Below are 23,835 nucleotides of genomic sequence, written 5' to 3'. Positions count from 1 at the left end.
TCGCGCGAGGAATTAAGGCGAATGGGTTAGCTGTCAGCGAATAAACGATAAGCCGCTTTGTAGTATATTCCTTGCTGTCAGTGAAAATAAAAAGCGTTATCGATAAAATCACCGAATCGTAAACAGGCATGAAATGCGTTAAAGAAAATATAAAGAGACACCCGCCGCAGAGTCACTTATCATCGCGGTGAAAATAATAATTACGCGTTATTTCCTTTCGCCTAATCGCACTTCGTTCCGGTCAGTTACCGTACAATTTCTCTTTTTTATTTCGCGCCGTCATCAGAGGGTGCGAAGGACACACACACATGCTAAAAAATTTAGACGGCGACGACGAGCGCCGTTCCCGTGCTTTGCAGGCGTTAAGTAACCCTGACGAGAGCCGGGACGACGTGCTCAGAAAATTTGTCAGGCTGGCCAGCCAGGCACTGAGTATACCGGGCAGCTTCATTTCTGTGCTGGATGATGAATTTCAGACAGTCCGCGCGGCGCACAACTTTGCCCTGGAGCGCTCAACCCGCCAGGACTCCTTATGCCGCCACGTCGTTGACAGCGATAGCGCAGTAATCGTCCCTGACACCTATCTCGATGCGCGTTTTGTTACCCATCCATTAATTACCGGTGTGCCCTTTATTCGCTTCTATGCCGGCGTGCCGTTAAAAAACCGCGAGGGGATTATTCTGGGCACCTTGTGCGTGACTGACACCGCGCCGCACACGTTTGGCGCGGACCAGGTCACCACGCTGAAGCTGCTCTCTACCCTGGTGATGTCATTTCTGGAGGCGTGGCATTCCGCCGGTTTTGCCGATCCGGTGACCGGATTACCCAATCGCCAGCGTCTGATCCGCGATCTGCAATATCTGGCCGTAGCCGGCGATACCACGCCGCGCCGGCTGGTGCTGATCGATTGCATCGACATGTCACGCGCTTACGAACTGGCCCGCACGATGGGCATGGGGCCGGTTGAAAATCTGCTGAAAGATATGGCGACGCTGTTGCCGCTGCGGCTGCGTCCGGCGGTGGGCGAAATGCTCTATACGGTCGCTACGGGCCGGTTCGCCATTTTAACCCGCGCAGATAGCCGGCTGAGTGCGGCATGGGTCGCGGGCCGTCTGGAAGGTATCAGTGCTGATATGGATGAAGGCTTGTCCGTGGCGCTGACCACACACACTGGCGAGGCTGACTTTATTGCTGGCAGCGTACCGGCACCTGAAGTGCTGCGCCGGGCGGTCAGCGCACTCAACGAAGCGGTGGGACGCGGATTGCCGTCACACCGCTTCGACGTGGCATCAGAGATGCAGCGTACCGATGATTTCGTACTGATGACCGATCTTAAAATGGCCTTGCGCGACAATGTCGGGCTCTATCTGGTCTATCAGCCAAAGATTTGTCTGCACAGTGGTAAACCGGTCGGGCTGGAAGCGCTGGTCCGCTGGCATCATCCCACGCGTGGTGAGCTCTCTCCCGCGGCTTTTCTTCCGCTGGCTGAGCAGACCGATCTGCTTTCCACCCTGACTGCCTGGGTGATCGATCAGGCCGTTGATCGCCTGCGACGACTGCGGAATAACTGCATCCAGTTGCCGTTAACCGTCAACGTCAGCGTCCGCGATTTTTCACGTGAGGGGTTTGCCGCCGCGCTTGAGAGTAAAATGCTAAAGGCAAAACTGCCGACCTCGCTGCTGGGCATCGAGTGTCTGGAGACCGAACGCATCATTGAAAGCCCGACGGCTTTGCGCGGTCTGGAATTGCTGAAACACCGGGGCTTTGGCATTTCGCTTGATGATTTCGGTTCCGGCTACAGCAATATCAGTTATCTGCGACGAATGCCGCTTGATGTGATTAAGCTGGATCGTTCGCTAATCAGTGAACTCTCCTCTGATACCGCTTCACGGATTATCGCCCGTAGCATTATCGCCATGCTCAAGGAGCTGGACTATGTGGTACTGGCAGAGGGTGTCGAGTGCCCGGATACGGTGAACTCGCTGACCGAGTATGGCTGCGATCAGGCACAGGGCTTTTTCTACTCAAAACCGCTCACGGAAGAAGCGCTCAATCACTGGCTGCACTGGAAACTGCGCGGTCATTGTCATTGAGGCTGTCACCGATCGGGCTGACAGATTCCAAAGCGCTGTCTGTTGCAGACAGCGCTTTGTTGTTGTCGCTGTTCAGGCGGAGTGATCCGGCACCCTCATCAACGTTCAAAATTTTTGAAGTTTAACAGCAAAACATCGCTATTCCCCTTCAGCGCCATTGCGCCTACTATTCATTTCATCGAGGCGAAACGCCTCTCCCGAATTAAAATGAACTGAGGAAATGACCATGAAAACCATCAAAACTTTTGTTGCTGTTGCTGCCCTGACACTGATCTCTTTCGGTAGTTTTGCCCAGAGTATTACCGTGACCGCCTCTACGCTGGATGCTGCTGAAGCGAAAGTCGCGGCGCAGGCCAAAGATGCTGGTGCGTCATATAAAATTACCGGTGCCCGTGTCGACAATCGCGCGTACGTCTCCGCTGAACTGATCAAATAAGCTCAGCAGTTAGCTGACAGGGCTGCCCGAAGGGCGGCCTTTTTTTGCATTCTGCTTTCCCCCTGCAACCTGCTGCTCTGTTTGCGGTGTCTCTTAATGCCGTTTCACCAGGCGGACATCTTCCATTTTCTGCCGCTACGGTTAAAAAAGTGTTATCGGCCAATCTGCCGTTTCGCTTACTCCCGCCTGCGATGGTGCAGTCCGTGCGACGGTGAATAAGGTTAGATGCAACATTATTTGAACAATGTTAGCGTGTCCCCGACAATCACATAAAACCGGAGCTGCACATGCTGACCACAATAATATATCGCAGCCATATTTCGGATGACTTTTCCGTTAAGACCCTGCCCGAAATGGTGAAAAACGCCAGCAAAATTAATGCGTCTCATGATGTGACCGGCATTTTATTATTTAACGGCACGCATTTTTTTCAGCTACTGGAAGGACCTGAAGCGGGCATTCTGGCTGTTTACCGTCGCATCTGTGCCGATCGCCGTCATCACAACGTGGTGGAGCTGATGCGTGACTACGCGCCTTCCCGCCGTTTTGGTAATGCCGGAATGGAACTGTTTGATCTGCGCGAGCACGACCGTTCCTCGTTGTTGCAGGCGGTGCTCGATAAAGGCACCTCGAAATACCGTCTGACCTATGATGATCGGGCACTGCAATTTCTTCGGACCTTCGTTGAGTCGCGTGAGAAAGAAAATTACTACGAGGTTCTGCCGCCTGGCTACTGGGAGTTCATTTCTGAACGCAGCGATGTGCCGGACTCCAGACCGCTCAATGAAGGCGTCAGCTTCCGGCCGGTGGTGGATCCGCTGGCACGTCAGGTGACAGCGATTGAAGCGACCACCACGCGCCCGTCTGGCACGTTATCTGCGCAAGTCGCGAGCCAGCAACTCTATCTCGACGATCTCGACACGGTGAAAAAGACCTTTGCGCATGCCGGTCTTGTCTGCCCGGACGGCATGACGCTCTACGTCAGCCTGCTGCCTATGACGCTGGTGGTGGTGCCGGATGCCGTCAGCCAGATTGTTGCGGCGATAGTTCAGGCGGGTCTGGTGCCCGAACAGGTGGTGATCGGAGTCAGCGAAACCGAAGTTATCTCACAGCTTGAGGCGTTTTCTGAAGCCGTGCGCGAACTTAAAGCTGTCGGGATCAGCCTCTCCGTTGACAACTTTGGCGATGGATCGGCTGGCCTGTCATTACTGACGCATATTCAGCCAGATCGTATCCGAATCGATGCAGGCATTACGCGCGATGTGCATCGCAGTGGACCAAAACAGGCGGTGGTACAGGCGATTATCAAGTGTTGTTCGGCACTGGAAATCACGGTGATCGCGGCGGGCATCGTGCAGGCTGAAGAGTGGATGTGGCTGGAAGCCGCTGGGGTGATCAACTTCCAGGGCACCCTGTTTGCCGCCGCAGGACACTATGATGCGCAGTCCGTTGCCTGGCCGGAATACCGCGAAGCGATGTGATCCTCGCGCCGCTGCTCGTTGCATATACTGGGCTCGCCGGATGGCGGGCCTTTTTTTATCCGGGTTTCAGCCATCTCTTGAGTCGCGTCTGGAATGCATAGCGCGGTGCTGGTTCACCCCTATCCAACATCCGCAGGCTACAGACTTTTGATAACCACTATAGCGAGTAAATATCCCTGTCTATCCACTGTAGCGAGTAACCGAAGCGGCTAATCCTGCTGTTTACCTCCCTTTCACCGCAGCGGAAAGAAATGCATAACCACTATAGCGAGTAAACAGACTCCATCATCCATCCGGATAACCACTATAGCGAGTAGTTCGCGCAAAAATAACGCTGGATCAGCGTCGTGGACGGTTATTTAGCGGGATTCGCTTCAGATAACCACTGTAGTGAGTACCCGCACACCGTTACACGGTCACGGGTAACCACTGTAGCGAGAAGATGATGCTCACCGGCAAGGGGTTTTCGCAGCGCTTTGTATGCAGCCTGGCGTGGGGTACGGTGCTGACCACTCATGTCAGAGATAATCTGATTCCGCTCAGCTAACCACTGTAGCGAGCAGTTTTAGCAAGGCCGTGAGTGGGGTTAGCAACAGAAAGAACGCGGCGCTTGCAGGGATCACAACAGGCCTGCCGCAGGTCGCGGCCTTCGTCGTTAGCCCCTCCATCCGGTAACTGTAACCACTATAGCGAGTAGATCGTTGCGGGAGGTGTCTCGGCCAGCCCCTTCATTTTGCCTGGCGGCATGACTTTTCATTGCTTTACCGCTGAATAACCACTGTAGCGAGTATCTGTAACCCATAGCATCAACCACTATAGCGAGTATTTAACGTCGATCCCTCAAAAGATAACCACTGTAGCGAGAAGGTAAGAAGGTTTCTGGCTATTTCCTGAACGATAATGCGCAATTATGGATTATAAAATAGCCAGTTAACCACAGCGGCGAGCATTACGATCACAAAAACCAGCTTTGCCGGTTTTCGCCACGCGGTTCAGAGAAGATACTGAGAGTGAGTAACCACTATAGCGAGTAACCATTCGTTAGCGCTCCTCAGGCCGTAAGGCAGAGCAGCACAGCCAATACCAGCCAGCCTGCGGCGTCGCCTGAAGAGTATGCCTCACGAATAACCACTAAAGAGAGGGACGCCAATCGGTCAGCACCGGTTGCAGAGTGGAAAAATGGCGGGAAGTCAGGCGTGCCGGAACCCGAAGCGACAGAGCTGACAGAGAAAACAGCAGAGTATGTCTGGGTGATAACCACTATAGTGAGTGATCCGTCTCACTTTTCTCTCTACAGTGGTTAGTGCTCACTACAGCGGTTAGTCATTCTGACGCTTTACTCGCTATAGTGGTTAGCGTGCTATACGACTCCGGCAGGGCCTGTTTTCCCGGTCAGAAGCCGTGATAATTTCGCCTGTCAGCCCTTTTTCTCTTTGCGGATTTTATTCAGCAGCTCTTTTTCTTCCCGTGACACCATCACTAATTCGCTGCTCTCCTCTTCCGGCAGGATGTCGGGCAGATTGACGTCAATGATGTCCACATCGCTGTCGATATCATCGTAATCATCAATATCATCATCGATTAAGCCTGACTGGCTGAGTGGCAACTCTGCCGGCCGCAGCTTAGGATGGCGGTAATGGACCCAGAAGTAGACTGACGAGCCGCGCTTGGTTTCGGTGTAGTCGAGATAGCCGATCTCTTTTAACTGCTCCATCGCTTTTCTCACGGTCGCATTCTGTGTGATAACGCGGGAAGTGAGGTTAAGCCGCGCGCGCAGGCGGGCCATCGATATCGGCGCAGGCTTCGGCGGCAGGCTTTCAATGAAGGTGTAAAGCGCCTGTGCGGACTCTTTTCTTGCCAGCTCGTTAATGGCTTTGAGCTGCAACAGCACTTTTCTGTCGAACTGATACAACTCAAAGATCTTGGGATCGGCCTGCAGCGTCACCGTATCTTTTTTAATGCTGTATTTGGCGGACTGCACCAGGTGCGTGGTGTAGTTTTCACCGCCTTTGCTGGTGAAAGTCAGGGTATTGGAGGCGATACGCGTCAGAGAGGCGTCCAGACGGTTCCTGAGCTTCGATGAGAGACGCGCTGATGGTATCCCACACAGCTTGGCAAATTCGACGAAAGAGAGCGTTACAGTGTCTCCCAGACACTCATGCGTGGCGAACGCACGGATGATGCCGACCCAGGTTTTAAAATCGTTATCCATATCCAGACGGGCGCCCAGGATCTTGATGTTGTCATACCCTTCCGATCTCACCAGCGAAAGCTGCTTCAGATCCTGCGTGACGTCCATCGCGTTCATCTGGTTTTTCTGACTGCGCGCCGTGGATTTTAGCGTGGGAACGAACAGACCCAGCCGCATCAGAGCAACAGGCTGCACCGTGTTATTACTGTTGGGAGTGAGGGTAACAACTTCACCGGTACGTTTGTCTGTTTCGCTAAACGCTTCAGCTATGTTCAGGATATCGGGTTCTTTTTTTGGCATGTAACAGATCCGTGATGTGAACAAGCGAGAGTCGCCGTTACTCGATACAGTGGATACTAGCACTCACTATAGCGGTTGATCTACTCGCCATAGTGGTTTTTTATCTCGCTACAGTGGTTAGTTTACTCGCTACAGTGGTTGGCGATCCGCTTTCAACTCAGCAATACCACGGCCTCGCACGGTATGGGGATCTGTAGGGAACTTATAAGGATCTTACTGGGATCTGTTATTGGATCTGACCGGTGGATAAAACGGCAAAACCCGTGTCCGGTTGCAGTGGAAAATTAACGTGAACTTCAGAATGCGCTCTCCTGCCCGCTGGCAAATTCCAGCCAGAATGGGATTAACAGCCCTTTCTGTGAAGATAAGGTTATACACAGGGAAATAGCGATTTACTCGCTACAGTGGTTATCGGTCACTCGCCAGCGCGGTTGCTTTTCTCGCTACAGTGGTTATTCCACTTACCACAGTGGTTGTTCTTCTCGCTATAGTGGTTATCAACCCTGCCTCAGCCCTTGTCTGGTAAGGGCCAGGACGGATCGGGGATCTGTTAAGGATCTCATTTTGATCTATAGAGGATCGAACGATTGGATCTGGCCTGTGGATAATGAGGATAAAATGAATTACTGAGGGTGTATAACCTGCCGGTTCAGTTCAGACAAAGTCACCACGTAAGGAAACGCTGGAATAGCGATTGCCTGTTATCTGATGAAACAGAAAAGACCTTACCCACTTGACCAGGCCAACCTCGGACAGGCTTTTTTTGAAGAGATCCCGTAAACGGAAAAGCGGTTTAACATCCACCCTCCCCGTTCCGGTCAGCCAGCTCTCTATTGTTACTGAATGAAGCCTGAGAAGGATTAACCTCTTTCAGCCTGAAAAGCAGAACAGTTAGTGTGGCAGAACGCTCCGCCAATATTGCTGACCTGAAACCACTCAGTTTGAGAACTGCATTCCTGTTACAGACACGCGATCACAGAAACTAATTGCGTGGCTCTTCACTGACTTTATTTCAGCTCGCCCCGTTTATCTTTCTTAATCTGGCATTTTTCACCATAAGATTTCATGTTTAAATATTTGATTTTAAATAATTTGTTCAGAATTTTCATGCTGAAAACACCCTAAGCCCGGACTCAACTTTTCTTCTTTAGCGCACTTGAGCAACCGCTCAGAGGTGAAACCTGCAGGATGCAGGAAGACAAAATGAGGTGATGAATAAAATCACCATCGAGAGATGTACGAAGCATCTAGCATTAAACTCATCAAAGAAGTTACTGGAATGACCGATAACTTCCTTATGGCAGCCTGCTTATTGGCTGATAACACTATTATCAACTCTGATTCCGAAGGTGGAGTATTCCTGGAAGCAGGAAGCAATTCTGATCATTGTACGGACGCACATATCGCGGTTACACCAGAGTTCAGAGAGTCTCAGCCCGGGCGCTTTCGATAATATGAATGAATGCCGGTGACGTTGCAGAAATAAAACGTTCATTGACTGAGAGCCAAATCCCTTCGAATGCCTGCCACCATTCAGACAACTCGGCAACACGTTCATCGGTATCAAGGTGGCGTTGCTGCAAATTTTTAAATCCTGGTCCGACTTAGCTGGCTTTACAGCAGAACAATCGATGCTGAATGTCAGCCTGCCAGCGAATTTAAATTTCACCCTGGCGATAAGCCGTTCAGAGTATCAGTGCCCTGCTCGCGTGTTCCGGATAAAAGTCAGCTTGCGCAGAATAGATGAGACGGGAAACAGTGCCCTGCATAGCCAGATAAACGAGCACAGCGGCAAGGGGCGACGCTTTGAACCTGGGTACCACTCGGACCAGTAAAGTTACCCTTTGCCTGATGTGCACCTTAACCTATATCTGCATCACAGACTGCTGATGTCACGTCGCCGGGGCGATCAGCACCATTATTTCTGCCCGTAATAACGGCTAAACGCTTCTCGAAATGGCCACATTGTGATGGTGCAATATCCGGCATAACCGCACCAGCAACATTAAGCTTGATGACGCCGCGCAGTTCCAGCTGCGGGCTTCCAGACTCATCAGGACCGGATCATCAATAAAAGGTGTTATCCGCGCGATCAGACTTTGCTCACTTCAGTTGGCGTGACGCCAGGAGTCGTGCGGATAAAAAGCGTGACGCCCAGCCTGAGCTCAGGCGCTGATGTTCTCACACTTACCGTTCAGGCGCTAAGTCCGGACTGTACTTCGGTTGCCCAAAAAACCTTGACGTTAAACAGAGCGACTGAGATCGATAAGTGGTCCACAGAGAGTGCCTGACATTGTTCGTTACCCCGATCAGCCTGTTCTCTGTTCACAATAGCTGTAGACACCGGGGTTCACAGCCGGTCTGTTAAGAGAAGACGGAGAGGGGTTTTTGTCTCTGTCAAAGGGCGCAGATACGTCAGTGATGATTAAACCAGGAGTCGGCGTAAAATATAAAAATGTTTCGATTCCCCAGGCGAATAAAAGTATGAGGTTCGATACAGTCCGACACCGGGTCTGATTAGTTACTAAAACTGGCGGACTTGACGTGAAAAGCCCGGAACCGGGCTGCGCGAAAAAAACGGGCCATTGAGGGCATCCAGAACCGAAGGGTGATTAGGGACGTCACGCTGCCGGCAAGTTTTGGGGAGGTGCTGCTCAGAGCGACAGATGAAGCGAGAATCATCAGGGTCATTAGCGCTGAACACGCCCGCAGGGATTTCCGATCCCGGCCGCCCCTATTTTAAGGATAACAAGATGGGGTATCACAGTTCAAAACGGTGCTTAACGCAATATTCATCTTCATTGCTAAAGTACTACAGGATGAGAGCTTCAGCGTAACGGTGGGAGAGCCGGGTTACACCACGATCGGGTTTAGTCAGCGCTCCGGCTACAGAAGCGTCGGGCGGGCGGTCCATAACATTCCCTGGCAGGCAGAACAGAGACCATCAGAAATCAAAGCGGACTTTTTTCGATGAACGCGGCTGACAGACTGCTTGCTGTGCCGGAACAGATAGTAAGGACGGGCTTCTGTTTACCTGATTAAAAAAAACGATAGTGCCAGCAAATATCGCATTCTGGCTGCACGGGCAGAATGGATAATGAACCTTCGTCCCGTTCTCCTCGCCTGCACGCCTGCTCGATGAAAAATGTCCTGAACGGCTTTTGAAAATGAATTTTCACCTCAGGATTTCATCTCTATTGCGCTGAAATATAGGCTTTTTTTCTGGATTTTCACGATGAAAACACCTTTTTTTCAGCCGGTTTTCCTGCGTTTTCATCACCTCTATCAGCTCTCTGCACACACAAATAACATCCGCCGGTACTGCACTGTTCACCGTTGTGATTTCCAGCAAAGGCTGTCGGGCAGTGATCAGTGACCTCAGCGGCGCGTAAACTGCCGCTGTTCATTAGGCTGAACGGCCGATAGCAGCCAACGGCTCCGCAACCTTAAAACCTCCGCAGCCATCCATCCGATAATAAAAAATCCAGGTTTTTGGCATTTTTCTAAAAAATTGGCAGGTAACCGCTTTTTGTGTAGTATGCAAAAAAACATTAATGCAGAGGGGCTTATGAAGCGTGACTATGGTGGTGTGCTGGAGATGGCAACGCGTGCCAACTCCATGTTGCACGGGCTGAGCAATCACATTGAACAGCAGCGTCAGGAATTTAACCAGACCGGTTTTTATCAGACTTTCTCGCGCAATGCCGTCGCTAACATGCCGCTGCTGAGTAAGCATGCGGTTGTAGCTGCCATCAGTGACATGGAAGAAGCCGGCTATCAGTTTGGTAAGAAGCAGACCGGCAGCACCTCACAATATGCATTAACCATTCAGAACGTGGTCGATATTTACCAGCATCGCAAGGTGCCTAAGTACCGTGATAAGCATGAAGGTCCGTTTGTGATCTTTGTGGTCAGCCTTAAAGGCGGCGTCTCCAAAACGGTCAGCACCGTGACGCTGGCTCACGGTATGCGCGCGCATCCTTCTATGCTGCACAATGACCTGCGTATTCTGGTTATCGACCTGGACCCGCAGGCCTCCAGCACCATGTTCCTCAGCCATACCAACAGCGTCGGTTCGGTGCTGGAAACCGCCGCCCAGGCGATGCTTAACGATCTGGATGCCGATCAGCTGCGCGAACAGTTTATCAAACCGACGGTGATGCCTGGCGTGGATGTCATTCCCGCTTCGATTGATGATGGCTTTGTCGCCAGTGACTGGGAAGAACTGGTCGCTCAGCATCTGCCTGGCGTTGCACCTTCCGAAGTGCTGCGCCGTAACGTGATCGATCGTCTGGCGGGGGATTATGATTTTATTTTCCTTGATACCGGCCCGCATCTGGATTCCTTCATGCTGAACGCCATTGCTGCCAGCGATGTGCTGCTGACCCCAACGCCACCGGCACAGGTCGATTTCCACTCCACCATGAAGTATCTGACGCGTCTGCCGGAAATGCTGGAACGCATCGAAGCGGAAGGCGTGGAGCCACGGCTGAAGGCAAACATTGGCTTTATGTCAAAAATGACCTCCAAACACGATCATCTCACCTCGCAAAGTTATGCGCGCGAAGTGTTTACTAAATCGATGCTGGATTGTGGCCTGCCACGACTGGATGGTTTTGAACGCTGCGGCGAATCGTTTGATACGGTGATCAGTGCTAACCCGTCCTCGTATCCCGGCAGCGCCGATGCGTTACGCAAGGCGAAGTATGAAGCAGAGCAGTTCTCAAGGGCTGTATTTGATCGTATTGAATATATCAGGAGCACCCTGTGAGCAAACCTATCCAGCGCATCGGTCGCAAATTCGGTGACTCCGCCATTGCCAGCATGATCGACAGCAGCAGCCAGTCGCGCACCTTTACCCTTAAATCAGGGATGAAGGCGACCTTTGTGCGGCAGTTGATCCCTCATGATGACATTGAAGCAAAGACCTTTGTCGACCCGAAGATTAACGGGCGCGATCAGAGCACGCTGACGGCGGAATCGCTCAAAGAGATCACCCGCACCATTACGCTGCAACAGTTCTTTCCGGCCATTGGTCGCCTTAGCGCCGACCGTATTGAGATCATGGATGGCTCACGCCGCCGGGCAGCCTGTATTCTCTCCGGAGCCAGTCTCGAAGTGCTGGTCACCGCAGATGAACTGAGCATCAGCGATGCCCGTCAGCTGGCGGCAGATATCCAGACCGCCAGAGAGCACAACCTGCGGGAACTGGGGCTGCGTTTTATGCTGATGAACGATCAGGGAATGAGCAAGTCGGACATTGCCAAAGCGGAGGGGATCTCAAATGCCAAAGTGTCGCGTGCATTCCAGGCCGCATCCGTACCGGCAGCGTTTATCGAACTTTTCCCGGTGGTGGCTGAGCTGACGCTTCCGGATTACCAGCTGCTGCTGGATGTCTGGGAAGAGGCGAAAGCGGAAGCGGTAGACGCCAGCGAACTGACCCGCCAGATTCAGGAAAAGTTGTCCAGCGAGACTGCACCGGAAAAGATGAATGACGATGAGACAAAATCGGCCATTCTTAACCACTTCAGGGCCGCCAGAAAACAGCTTAAAGCCCCCGCGCCCGCGAGCAAAACGGTGACAGAAAAACTGGCGACCTTCAGCACCGCCAATACTTATGCGCGTCGTAAAACCAACGATGAGAAGCGCACCGTGCAATATGAGTTCAGCCGTCTGCCGAAAGAGATCACTGAGAAGATTGATGCCTCCATTAAACAGATACTGGCATCAATGAAGCAGACCCATTCGTAGCATCCCTCATAACCGGCCAGGCGCCGGTTTTTTTAGCTCAGGCCTGCCTGTGGCTCTCCGCCTAACCATCACGCCCGCCGGAACCCTTGCTGCATCGATGCCTCCCTGTGCGTAAACCTGCACATCGTTACTACGGCACATCTCTCGTTACCGCATTTTGATCGTTGAACTCAGACGCATTTACGGTTATAGCTAAAACGGTTTAGCCAATTTACTTCTTTTAAGGAATCGTTATGTCAGCTCGCGTGTGGTGTCTGGGTGATGCAGTGGTCGATCTGTTGCCGGAAATGCCGGGACGTTTAATGCAGTGTCCGGGCGGCGCACCGGCTAATGTCGCCGTGGGCGTGGCGCGCCTGCAGGGAAACAGTGGTTTTATTGGCCGGGTAGGGGCCGATCCGTTTGGCGACTTCATGCGTCAGACGCTGAACGATGAACAGGTTGAAACCGCCTGCCTGATATCCGATCCCGCTCATCGTACCTCAACCGTGGTGGTCGGACTCGACGACGATGGAGAGCGTTCCTTCACCTTCATGGTGCGCCCCAGCGCCGATCTGTTCCTTGAAACGGCCGATCTCCCCCGATTCAGCGCCGGGGAGTGGCTGCACTGCTGTTCAATCGCCCTGTCAGCCGAACCTTCACGGACAGCCACGCTCACCGCGATGCAGCGTATACGTGACGCAGGCGGATATGTCAGTTTTGATCTGAATCTTCGCCATGACCTGTGGCCCGATCCGACGCAGCTGCACGCCGTTGTAGATCAGGCGCTGGCCTGCGCTGACGTGGTTAAGCTGTCAGAGGAGGAACTGCAGTTTCTTCAGCCTGCAGCGAAGCCTGCTGACGGTATGCAGCAACTGGCTGAACGCTTTGCACTCAAACTGCTGCTGGTCACGCAGGGCAGGGCGGGTGTGATGGCCTGTTTTGGTGGCCAGATCTATCACTATCCCACCACGCCCGTGGTCAGCGTGGATACCACCGGTGCCGGCGATGCCTTTGTTGCCGGATTACTGTGGGCGCTGGCAGCTGTCGGCTTGCCCACCGATGAGCCACAGTTAGCTGCCAGTCTTGCCAGCGCCCAGCATTGTGGGGCACTGGCCACCACCGCTAAAGGGGCGATGACGGCGTTACCCTGGCTGCATCAGCTTACCGACCAGAAAGCCTGATTTAGCCGACTGATATCGCGTGTTTTGCGAGCCATCTCACATTCACTAAACCGGTTTAGCTTTTTTCATTGCGCAGGGAAATTACCCATGATTATGATTCGCGCCTAAACCGGTTTAGCAAAAAATTATGTGATGATAGCCTTTCCTCAGGGATGCAAAACAATGAAAAAAAGCATGCTCGCATTAGCCCTCTCAACCCTGCTCGTTGCTGTGCCGGCCCGGGCAGAACCGGGCCTCACCAGCATTGAAGCCCGGCTTGCTGCACTTGAACAACGTCTGCAGGCCGCAGAACAGCGCGCAAGCGCGGCCGAGACAAGGGCTGAAGCGGCTGAAAAGCAGGTACAGCAGGTGGCTGCTCTACAGCAGCAGAAACCGGCCACAAACGTTGACGTTGCGCAGCGTCCCGCAGCACCGCAACAGACCTCGTCAGCCGATGAGGGGGGATTTGAGTTTCACGGTTACGCGCGTTCGGGTTTGCTGATGAACAGCTCGGCAGCGAAAACGCAGGGCGGACCGACGCTGACGCCTGCCGGTGAAACCGGTGGTCACGTTGGGCGTCTTGGTAACGAGCCTGATACCTATGTCGAACTGAATCTGGAGCATAAGCAGACGCTGACCAACGGTGCCACCACCCGTTTTAAAGCGATGCTGGCCGACGGGCAGCGTACCTACAACGACTGGACTGCTGACAGCAGCGATCTCAACCTGCGTCAGGCGTTTGTCGAAATCGGTCAGTTACCGACCTTCAACGGTGCCTTTAAGGAGAGTACCGTCTGGGCCGGCAAACGCTTTGATCGTGACAACTTCGATATTCACTGGATCGACTCCGATGTGGTGTTCCTCGCCGGTACCGGTGCCGGCTTTTACGACATCAAATGGGGCGATCAGGCGCGCAGTAACCTCTCGGTGTATGGACGTACCTTCGGTGATATCGAAAACAACGAAAACAGTGCGCAAAACTACATTCTGTCGCTCAATAACTTTGTCGGTCCGCTGCAGTTGATGGTCAGCGGCATGCGGGCAAAAGATAACGACGACCGCGAAGATATTGACGGGAATAAAATCAAAAGCGATGCGGCCAGCACCGGCCTACATGCGTTGCTCGGGCTGCATAACGACAGCTTTTATGGCCTGACCGGGGGGACGTCAAAAACGGCGCTACTGTATGGTCACGGGCTGGGCGCAGAGGTGAAATCGATCGGTTCGGATGGCGCATTGTTGCCGCAGGCGGATACCTGGCGCCTCGCCAGCTATGGTATTACGCCGCTGGGCGGTGGCTGGCATATTGCCCCGGCGCTGCTTGCCCAGCACAGTCAGGATCGCTATGTCAAAGGGGACAGCTACGACTGGGCGACCGCTAACCTGCGGCTGATTCAGGCGATTACCCAAAATTTTGAGATGCAGTATGAAGGCTCTTATCAGTACATGGATTTGCGCCCGGAAGGGTACAACAACCGCAATGCCGTCAGTGGCAGCTTCACCAAACTCACCGTCGCGCCAACCCTGAAAGCAGGAGACGTTGGCGACTTCCTGAAACGTCCGGAAATCCGATTGTTTGCCAGCTGGATGAACTGGGATCACCGGCTGGATAACTATGCCAGTGACGATGCCTTTGGCAGTAAGGGCTTTGAGGCCGGAGGTGAATGGAACTTTGGCGTTCAGATGGAAACCTGGTTCTGACCAGGCAGCCCCGGCCCGCAGAGCCGGGGCAACCGCAACGATAAGAACAACACCAGAAGACAGAGGTTAATATGGATTATGCAAAAATTTCCCGCGCGCTACTGCCTTTGCTGGGCGGCAGGGAGAATATCGCCAGTGCTGCACACTGCGCTACGCGCCTGCGGCTGGTACTGGCGGACGACAGTAAAGCAGACACCGCGGCGATTGGCCGCATCGAGGGCGTGAAAGGCTGCTTCCGCAATGCCGGGCAGTTGCAGGTTATTTTTGGCACCGGCGTGGTCAACAAGGTCTATGCCGCGTTTATCAGCGAGGCGGGGATCAGCGAATCAAGCAAGTCTGAAGCGGCAGATATCGCTGCGCGCAAGCTGAACCCGTTCCAGCGTATCGCCCGTCTGTTATCGAATATCTTTGTGCCGATTATCCCGGCCATTGTGGCGTCCGGCCTGCTGATGGGGCTGCTCGGCATGGTCAAAACTTACGGCTGGGTCAATCCCGATAACGCACTCTACATCATGCTGGATATGTGCAGTTCAGCCGCCTTTATTATCCTGCCGATCCTGATTGGTTTTACCGCCGCCCGCGAGTTTGGCGGCAACCCGTTTCTTGGCGCGACACTTGGCGGCATTCTGACTCACCCGGCGCTGACCAACGCCTGGGGCGTGGCGGCGGGCTTCCATACCATGAACTTTTTCGGCATCGAAGTGGCGATGATTGGCTACCAGGGCACGGTGTTTCCGGTGCTGCTGGCGGTGTGGTTTATGAGCATGCTCGAAAAGCAGCTGCGCCGGATTATTCCCGATGCGCTGGATTTGATCCTGACGCCGTTCCTGACCGTCATTATCTCTGGCTTTATCGCGCTGCTGATTATCGGACCCGCCGGGCGTATGCTGGGTGACGGCATCTCCTTTGTGCTCAGTACCCTGATCGCCCACGCGGGCTGGCTGGCGGGGCTGGTGTTTGGCGGGCTCTATTCGGTGATTGTGATTACCGGGGTACACCACAGTTTCCACGCGATTGAAGCAGGACTGCTGGGAAACCCCGCTATTGGCGTTAACTTCCTGCTGCCAATCTGGGCGATGGCGAACGTTGCGCAGGGTGGCGCCTGTCTGGCAGTCTGGTTCAAAACCAAAGATGCGAAGATAAAAGCCATTACGCTGCCTTCCGCCTTCTCGGCGCTGCTGGGGATCACGGAAGCGGCAATCTTTGGTATTAACCTGCGCTTCATGAAACCCTTTATTGCTGGTTTGATCGGCGGCGCGCTGGGGGGAGCCTGGGTGGTTTCATTGCATGTCTCTATGACGGCCGTCGGGCTGACGGGTCTGCCCGGCATGGCTATCGTCAAAGCTGGCTCATTGCTCAACTACGGCATCGGTATGGCGATCGCATTCATCACGGCGTTCGTAATCGCTTATCTGCTCAAGTACAATACGGATTCTGAATGATGGCCTCATCGACGCTTTTGCCGGCGATTCTGCAGTCGGTGATGCAGAAGATGCCTGCTGCACTTGGCGACAGCTATTATCCCGGCTGGCATCTGGCACCGGTTACCGGACTGCTTAATGATCCCAATGGATTTATCCATTTTGATGGTCACTATCATCTGTTTTATCAGTGGAATGCGCTGGGGTGCGAGCATAGACAGAAATGCTGGGGACACTGGCGCTCTGCCGATCTGCTGCACTGGCAGCATCAGCCGATTGCGCTGATGCCCGATGAAGAATATGACCGCAGTGGCTGTTACTCGGGCAGTGCGGTCGATGACGATGGCGTACTGACGCTACTCTACACCGGCAACGTGAAATTTGACGACGGCGGGCGCACGGCGTGGCAGTGTCTGGCACAGCAAAACAGCGCTGGTGGGTTTGATAAGCTCGGGCCGGTTATGGCACTGCCGGAGGGCTACACCGGACATGTCCGCGATCCCAAAGTCTGGCGACAGGGCAACCACTGGTACATGGTATTGGGTGCTCAGGATCGGCAACTGCAGGGCAAAGTGCTGCTGCTGCGGGCGGAAAATCTGCGGCAGTGGCATCTCCTCGGTGAGATAGCGGGCAGCGGGCTGGGTGGCCTTGGGGAAGCGGGCTACATGTGGGAATGCCCGGACATGTTTACCCTCGGTAACACCACCTACCTGATCTGCTGTCCGCAGGGCGTGGCGCGCGAGGAAAAACGTTTTCTGAACAGTCACCCCAGTGCCTGGCTGAGCGGTACGCTCGATGAAGAGACGCCGGCCTATCGCCACGGCCCGCTGCACGAAATGGATGCCGGTTTCGAATTTTACGCACCACAGACCACGCTGACCGCTGATGGCCGCCGATTGCTGGTGGGCTGGATGGGCACGCCCGACGGGGAAGAGATGGCACAACCCACCATTGCGCATCACTGGATCCACCAGATGACCTGCCTGCGTGAACTGAGTAGCCGGAATGGCCGGCTCTGTCAGCAACCGATCGCCGAACTGCAGGCGCTGCGTGAGGACGGGCAGGTTTATCAGGGCCGCGCCGATGAGGCGCCGCCGATCGCAGCGCAGCGGCTGGAACTGCGACTGGAAAGTGAGGGCGACATTGAACTCAATTTTGCCGATACGCTGATCCTGACGTGGCAGCAGCATGAGCTACGCCTGGCCCGGCGCAGTCTGGTCACAGGGGAATGGCACTACCGCTACTGGAGGGGTACAGTCAGCCGGTTACAGATCCTGTGTGACCACTCCAGCGTTGAGATTTTCATCAATGATGGGGAAGGGGTGATGAGCAGCCGTTATTTTCCGACCCAGCCGGCGACGTTAACCCTGCGTGGCCGCGCAGAACTGCAGGCACACTACTGGTCGTTACGTCGCTGCATGGTAGAATAAGCGCTTGTTTCCTTAGACGATGCCTTGCCGTGAGAAAAACAAAACGCGTTACCATCAGTGACATTGCCGCGCTGGCGGGGGTGAGTAAAGCCACCGCCAGCCTGGTGCTCAACGGCCGCGGGGAAGAACTGCGGGTCGCGAAGGAGACGCGTGAACGGGTGCTGGCGCTGGCCAGGCAGCATCACTATCAGCCGAGTATCCATGCACGGATGCTGCACGATGCCCGCAGCCATACGCTGGGGCTGGTGGTACCGGAAATCACCAACCACGGCTTTGCCGCCTTTTCACACGCGCTGGAGAATCTGTGCCGCGCCGCGGGTCTCCAGCTGCTGATCGCCTGCACCGATGAAAACGCCGTGCAGGAGAGGGCGGTGGTGAATAACCTGGTCTCGCGTCAGGTGGATGGGCTCATCGTCGCATCCAGCATGTTAAGTGACAGTGATTACGTTGCGCTCAGCGAGCAATTGCCGGTGTTGCTGTTTGACCGCCATATCAGCGACACCGGCCTGCCCTGGGTGATCACCGACGCCATCACGCCCACCGCCGATCTGGTTGAAAGGCTGGCGCACGCCAGCCCGGATGAGATCTACTTTCTTGGCGGACAGCCCGATCTGTCACCGACCCGGGACCGCCTGACGGGGTTCAGGCAGGGACTGTCGCGCGCCGGTGTCACGCCGCGTCCGGAGTGGATTATTCAGGGTAACTATCATCCGGGCAGCGGCTATGAGATGTTTGCCACGCTGTGCGAGCGGCTGGGAAGACCACCGAAAGCGCTTTTTACCGCCGCCTGCGGCCTGCTTGAGGGCGTCCTGCGCTATATGAGTGAGCACCGGTTGCTGACCAGCGAGATCCGCATTGCCAGTTTTGATGACCACTATCTCTATGATTCCCTCTCCATCCCTATCGACACGGTCGAGCAAAACGTGCCGCAGCTGGCGCAGGCCTGTTTTTCGATCCTGACCACCCTGATTCGCGGTGACGATCCGGCCAGCAGCCAGATGGTTCTGCCAGCGACGCTTCGCCTGCGCTGTTAACTGCCGCCGGATATGAGAACCGACGAGCCGCATCCGCCAGCTTACTTCAGCATGACATTAATGGCTGCGCTCGATGCCGGAAAGGGATGCCAGCAGGCTATTTTTATCGGCTTCGCTCAGGTTAGGCGCTGTGAGTTGCGAGGCCAGCCAGGCCCGTTCAGCATGTGGAAAGCCGCCGGCCTTCAGCTGCTGACTGATAGCGTTCAGCAGTTGGGTATCCAGCCGTTGTATCTGTTGCCGGGTATCAGCCAGATCCCTGGCGGGCACACCGTTATCGGGTACTGATAGCCAGTCAGCCCGATAACGGTACTGAATTGCTTTGCTGGCATTCATCAGAGCATGGACGAACGGCTCGACGGAGCGGGGTTCCAGACCGGCTTGCCAGGCATGATCGAGCATGCTTTGCATCACCTGCTCTTCCCGCGGCAGATCCTCGATCGGCAGATGATGCTGTGCCTTATAGCCAGCCACCTCTTTCATCACCTGCATACGTTCATTTAGCGCAGTGGAGAGCGTCCCGAGCGCGACAGAAGAGACCGATCCCGCAAAGACGTTACTGCAGACAAACAGTGAGGAAAAAAGAATCGTCGTAAAGTGCGTCATTTACCCGCTCCGTTAAGGAAAAGTGGCACTAATTTAGGCATGAAAATTTCGCCAGAAGTAATTATTTTGTTTTCAAAGTATGAATTGCAAGCGATGTCAGTGCTGTGCTGCCAGGTGATTCATTCTGATGGGTTTTTGGCGTTTTCCGGTCACACAACCTTCATGTTGCTGTGTCAGGCTGACAGGTTGACTCCGCGGCGACCGGATCATTTTATCAGCCTGCCACATGGCCGCTCATGAGTTGACCCGACGAAGGTGGAGAGGAGAGGGAGAAGATGTTGTTCTGGCGCGGCGGCATCCTGGAGTCAGGCCGGGATCGTGTCCGGTTATTGCACAACCTGATGTTGCCATCCGGGTCGGACCCGGTAGCATCAGGCTGCCCGCGATGTGCTGAGGATGAAGACTGCGCCGCCAGTCCAGGCGGCGCAACCTGTCAGGGAACGAAGACCGCGCGGACGCAACCCTCTTCTTTATGTTTGAACATCTCATAACCCCGCGGTGCCTCTTCCAGCGGGAAGCGATGCGTGGCCATAAAGGCCGGGTTCAGTTCATTCTTTGCCACATGCTCCAGCAGACGATGCATATAGCGCTGACCATGCTGCTGAGCCGTGCGGATGGTCAGGCTCTTGTTGATCATCAGTCCTAGCGGAAATTTATCCATTACGCCATACACGCCGAGAATGGCAATGTTACCGCCCTTACGGCAGGCATACAACGCCTGACGCAGCGCCGCGCCGACATCGGTTTCGAGATGCAGCATCTGTTTGGTTTTATCGTAAACCTGGCTTAATCCTTCGCCGCGCGCTTCCATGCCGACAGCATCAATACAGCTGTCCGGACCCCGTCCACCGGTGAGTTCCAGCAGCGCTTCGTTGATGTCCACCTGAGTGTAATCCAGCGTTATGCTGCCTGCGTAATCGCGCGCCATTGCCAGTCGCTCCGGATAACGATCGATCCCAATCACCTGATGAGCGCCCATCAGCCACGCACTTTGCTGCGCCATCAGACCGACACCGCCACAGCCCCAGACCACCACCGTGTCACCCGGATGGATATTACAGAAATCAGCGCCCATATACCCGGTCGGGGCAGCATCGGACAGAAACAGCGCCTGCTCATCGGTTACACCTTCGGGTATGACGAAGCAGTCATTATCGGCAAACGGCACGCGGACATATTCAGCATGAGATCCGGCGTAGCCGCCAAACGCGTGGCTGTAAGCGTAGATGCCGCCGGTAGCATGACCGAGCACGGTTTCACCTTTCTCCCACTGCGGATTGGTGTTGTCACAGCAGGATGGCAACTGATGCTGGCAATACCAGCAGGAACCACAGGAGATGAATGAGGGCACCACCACGCGATCGCCACGGCGAATATTTTTTACCGCGCTGCCGACTTCAACCACTTCACCCATGAACTCATGACCGAGGATGTCGCCTTCGCGCATACTCGGTATCAGTCCGTCAATGACGTGCAGATCGGAGCCGCAGGTGGTGGTCAGTCTGACACGAACAATCGCATCATGAGGGTTTAGCAGGCCGGGATCGGCCACGGTTTCGACGCTTAAATCGTTGACGCCATTCCAGCATAGTGCGCGCATTTATTCCTCCTTATCCTGACGTTCGGCGTGGCGACCCGCAGGCTGGCCTTCCAGCGTCGGAATTTCTCCGGTTTCGGCCAGGCATTTGAAGCGATGCAGCGCTTTGCTGGCCACTTCTTTGGGCAACAGGTCAAAAACTTTGGTTACTTTTTTACCCAGCGCGCCACCGGGTGGAATAAAACGCAGCGTCAGCGCCAGTTCTGTTCCCCATTCACCGGGTGCCGGGCGCAGCAGCAGTTCGCCCTCGTTAGGAATATCAGCGCCCTCCAGCGAACGCCAGGCGATGATTTCACCTGGCTGGGCTTCGACAATCCGGCTTTCCCACGCATAGTGTTTGCCCAGTGGGCCGTCAATCTGCCAGTGCGCGTCGCTTTTATTCACCGGGGTAACCCTGGCAAAGTGGCTCATGATGCGCGGCAGGGTGTCAGGCTCAAGCCACAGGGCAAAAAGTTCGGTCGCGGGTCGCCCTACGGTGATCCAGCGCCGCAGCGTCAGCGCATTGTCGCTGGGGGTTGTTTGAGATTTTTTGGCCAAAGGGTCCTCCGATAGCAGGCTCATTCGAACGGAAATCACTGAAATGAGTTAAGAACAGCCTGTGAAATTTTGCGAGCGAAGCCGTGGCGCTGCGGTGCTGCCCTCACTGACGCATTTCTGCGCCAGACACCGCGATCAGTCGCGCAGGAAAACCCCCTTCCGGCGAGCAGGATTATGTATAATGCCCGCTGCAAAGAGGCATCTGTTTTAGCAGCAAATAGAGGTGGATATGTCTGCATCTGAAACTTCTACCGGTGGTAAAAGTGTGGTTGAGTTGGTGCTGAGTTTAGAGAGTCAGGTGGCAAGCTGCCCGACAGTAAACTGGCACAAAGGCCTGAAAGGCAAAACCAAAATAGCGCTGGAAAAAATTAATCGCGCATTCGACGCAAAGCGCATCAGCGCAGAAGAGAGTCTGAGCCTGAAACAGCGGGTCTACAGCGTTCAGGATAAATTAATCGAGCTGGCATTGTGGTAATTTGCTACTTTCCGTCCTCGTCAGACAGGATCTGCTGGCCCGCTTGTAAATCCTCAGGTGTGAAAAAGTGATATTTCAGCACGCAGCGTCGCTGTGCTTTTTCCGCACTTCTCAGTGACGGCGCATTGCCAGGCAGTATCGCACCTGACAGCAGCGCGGTGTCGCCGTAGCGGTGATAAAGCTGGCGCAGCAACAGCTGCTGAGCATGGGCTGCCAGCCCCTTGCCGCGATAGGCTGGCGAAATAACTTCATCCAGAATCTGAAACCCCTCAATAAAACCCACGCGGCGCTTCGCGCAAATAATCAGCCCCACCTGCACGCCCTGGCAGATAATCAGAAAGACGTTGCCCTGAGCAATATCCTCAGCCAGTTCCCGCTTATCCGTGGCCAGCAACTGATGTCTGATAGCGGGCAGGGCGCGCCAGCTGGCGCGATAGGCACGATTAATCATGGTGAGGCAGCGCGGATAATCCTTCCGCGTGGCAGGCAGCAGCGAAACATCAGGTCGGGTGATACCCGAAAGCGAATCCGGATGACTCAGGAAAATCAGCTGATCGGGTATACCAATCGCGAGGTGATCGGCGGGCAGTAAAACCCGAAGATAATGCGGGTGCAGCGGCTGCCACGCCTGCATGATGGCGCAGGCAATTTGATGATTTATCGGCCCGTCCAGCGCGACGATATCGATAAACGGCTGGTCCGGATCGCCGCCGAGATAGCGCGGTCCGGTGAGATAACGCTGACCGTCAATATGGAGTTCACGTTGCAGGAAATAGCGCTGTGGCAGTCCGGTTTCACGCCAGGGAAAGGCGGCAGAGAAACGGGCATCACGGCACCATGCCTGCTGCTGCGTCAGCCACTCAATCAGCCAGCCCCTGAGCCGGTGCGGTGAAACCGGCAGGCTCTGGTAGCGCGACACCATATAATCCAGCATACGAATCCCACCTTATTGCCTGCATCAGGTCCGGCACAGCGGAGAGCGAACGGCTCAGCGTCGGGTCTGGTACTCCTCTTTCAGCAGGCCAAATAGCCAGTCATCCTGCCATTTACCAGCCAGAAAAAAGTTCTGTCGTAAGGTTCCTTCCTGCTCGAAGCCGGCCTGGATGAGCGCCTTCCGTGAAGCGATATTGCCTGCGGTGACGGTTGCCACCAGCTTGCGGTAACCCTGCTGATCAAAGCAATACCGCATTACCGCGTCCAGCGATTCACGACCGTACCCTTTGCCGTGAAAGTCAGCGGCGAGAATAAAACCAAACTCCGCAATGCCGTTTCCCCGATCGATAAGTCCGCTGAATCCAGTCGGCAAACCGGAGGTTTTTTCCTCCATCACCAGGCAAAGCCAGTGGTCACAGCCTTTATGCCAGGCGGGTAAGCGAACGTCAAACGAATGGGTTCTGATCTCTTCAGCAGAACGCGGGTCGGAGATGTATCTCATTACGGATTCATCCTGACTGACCGCCAGATAGAACGGCCAGTCCTGCCGATTCAACGGCCGGTAATTCAGCCGGGCGGACGTGATCTCACCAGGTTGCATCGTGCCACTCCTTGCAGGCTGATATCAGGGCGAAGGTGCCTGCCAGAAAGCTAACACAGCCGCCGGATAAGCGGGAGTCAAACTCGCCAGGCTGATGCGCTGTCAGGATATC

The 23,835-nt window shown here is 54.6% G+C and carries 17 protein-coding genes; 11 read left to right on the top strand and 6 right to left on the bottom strand.

The window, feature by feature from the left end; genetic code table 11:
- The first annotated feature begins 308 nt into the window (after positions 1-308).
- The 3 genes from WFK59_RS20835 (at position 309) to WFK59_RS20825 (ending at position 4,010) form a co-directional block, all read left to right on the top strand.
- A complete protein-coding gene (locus WFK59_RS20835) occupies positions 309-2,093 on the top strand; it encodes an EAL domain-containing protein (protein ID WP_336757156.1) in 1,785 nt (594 codons plus the stop codon).
- A 226-nt stretch (positions 2,094-2,319) separates the two neighbouring features.
- Positions 2,320-2,529: a DUF1471 domain-containing protein gene (locus WFK59_RS20830; protein WP_336757154.1), complete on the top strand. Its 210-nt coding sequence runs from the start codon at positions 2,320-2,322 to the stop codon at positions 2,527-2,529.
- 287 nt (positions 2,530-2,816) lie between these two features.
- Positions 2,817-4,010, top strand: a complete 1,194-nt coding sequence (locus WFK59_RS20825; RefSeq protein ID WP_336757151.1) for a diguanylate phosphodiesterase — start codon at positions 2,817-2,819, stop codon at positions 4,008-4,010.
- A gap of 1,417 nt (positions 4,011-5,427) precedes the next feature.
- On the opposite strand, the gene WFK59_RS20820 is transcribed toward WFK59_RS20825, so the two are convergent.
- Complete coding sequence (locus WFK59_RS20820) at positions 5,428-6,501, bottom strand: RepB family plasmid replication initiator protein (protein ID WP_233988869.1); 1,074 nt, start codon at positions 6,499-6,501, stop codon at positions 5,428-5,430.
- 3,568 nt (positions 6,502-10,069) lie between these two features.
- Between WFK59_RS20820 and WFK59_RS20815 the strand changes: the two genes are divergently transcribed.
- The 7 genes from WFK59_RS20815 to WFK59_RS20785 all read left to right on the top strand — a co-directional run bounded on the left by WFK59_RS20815 (position 10,070) and on the right by WFK59_RS20785 (position 18,977).
- Positions 10,070-11,272, top strand: a complete 1,203-nt coding sequence (locus tag WFK59_RS20815; RefSeq protein ID WP_031377930.1) for an AAA family ATPase — start codon at positions 10,070-10,072, stop codon at positions 11,270-11,272.
- Positions 11,269-12,252: a ParB family protein gene (locus tag WFK59_RS20810; RefSeq protein WP_336757150.1), complete on the top strand. Its 984-nt coding sequence runs from the start codon at positions 11,269-11,271 to the stop codon at positions 12,250-12,252. Before WFK59_RS20815 ends, WFK59_RS20810 begins: the two co-directional genes overlap by 4 nt.
- 233 nt (positions 12,253-12,485) lie before the next feature.
- Positions 12,486-13,412 (top strand): aminoimidazole riboside kinase, encoded by a 927-nt coding sequence (locus tag WFK59_RS20805; RefSeq protein WP_233988867.1) that lies wholly within the window; start codon positions 12,486-12,488, stop codon positions 13,410-13,412.
- A 162-nt stretch (positions 13,413-13,574) separates the two neighbouring features.
- Positions 13,575-15,092, top strand: coding sequence for a carbohydrate porin (locus WFK59_RS20800; protein ID WP_336757148.1), 1,518 nt, complete (start codon positions 13,575-13,577; stop codon positions 15,090-15,092).
- A gap of 71 nt (positions 15,093-15,163) precedes the next feature.
- A complete protein-coding gene (locus WFK59_RS20795; protein ID WP_336757147.1) occupies positions 15,164-16,534 on the top strand; it encodes a sucrose-specific PTS transporter subunit IIBC in 1,371 nt (456 codons plus the stop codon).
- Positions 16,534-17,943 (top strand): sucrose-6-phosphate hydrolase, encoded by a 1,410-nt coding sequence (locus WFK59_RS20790; RefSeq protein WP_336757207.1) that lies wholly within the window; start codon positions 16,534-16,536, stop codon positions 17,941-17,943. The genes WFK59_RS20795 and WFK59_RS20790 overlap by 1 nt, the downstream gene beginning before the upstream one ends.
- 29 nt (positions 17,944-17,972) lie before the next feature.
- Positions 17,973-18,977: a substrate-binding domain-containing protein gene (locus WFK59_RS20785; protein ID WP_336757146.1), complete on the top strand. Its 1,005-nt coding sequence runs from the start codon at positions 17,973-17,975 to the stop codon at positions 18,975-18,977.
- A 57-nt stretch (positions 18,978-19,034) separates the two neighbouring features.
- On the opposite strand, the gene WFK59_RS20780 is transcribed toward WFK59_RS20785, so the two are convergent.
- The 3 genes from WFK59_RS20780 to WFK59_RS20770 form a co-directional block, all read right to left on the bottom strand.
- On the bottom strand, positions 19,035-19,580 hold the full coding sequence (locus WFK59_RS20780) for a chorismate mutase (RefSeq protein ID WP_336757144.1): 546 nt from the start codon (positions 19,578-19,580) through the stop codon (positions 19,035-19,037).
- Between the two features lie 433 nt (positions 19,581-20,013).
- Positions 20,014-21,180 (bottom strand): zinc-dependent alcohol dehydrogenase, encoded by a 1,167-nt coding sequence (locus tag WFK59_RS20775; protein WP_233988862.1) that lies wholly within the window; start codon positions 21,178-21,180, stop codon positions 20,014-20,016.
- Positions 21,181-21,714 carry an SRPBCC family protein gene (locus WFK59_RS20770; protein WP_233988861.1) on the bottom strand — a complete coding sequence of 178 codons (534 nt, stop codon included), beginning with the start codon at positions 21,712-21,714 and terminating at the stop codon, positions 21,181-21,183.
- A 229-nt stretch (positions 21,715-21,943) separates the two neighbouring features.
- Between WFK59_RS20770 and WFK59_RS20765 the strand changes: the two genes are divergently transcribed.
- Positions 21,944-22,189 (top strand): hypothetical protein, encoded by a 246-nt coding sequence (locus WFK59_RS20765; RefSeq protein ID WP_233988860.1) that lies wholly within the window; start codon positions 21,944-21,946, stop codon positions 22,187-22,189.
- A gap of 4 nt (positions 22,190-22,193) precedes the next feature.
- Here the strand turns inward: WFK59_RS20765 and WFK59_RS20760 are convergent, their stop codons facing one another.
- Positions 22,194-23,123 carry a GNAT family N-acetyltransferase gene (locus tag WFK59_RS20760; protein WP_336757141.1) on the bottom strand — a complete coding sequence of 310 codons (930 nt, stop codon included), beginning with the start codon at positions 23,121-23,123 and terminating at the stop codon, positions 22,194-22,196.
- A 54-nt stretch (positions 23,124-23,177) separates the two neighbouring features.
- Positions 23,178-23,723 carry a GNAT family N-acetyltransferase gene (locus WFK59_RS20755; RefSeq protein ID WP_336757140.1) on the bottom strand — a complete coding sequence of 182 codons (546 nt, stop codon included), beginning with the start codon at positions 23,721-23,723 and terminating at the stop codon, positions 23,178-23,180.
- Positions 23,724-23,835: the final 112 nt, after the last annotated feature.

The sequence above is a fragment of the Pantoea sp. USHLN298 genome, assembly GCF_037149395.1.
Classification (GTDB): domain Bacteria; phylum Pseudomonadota; class Gammaproteobacteria; order Enterobacterales; family Enterobacteriaceae; genus Pantoea; species Pantoea astica.
This window is presented reverse-complemented; position numbering and strand designations above follow the sequence as displayed.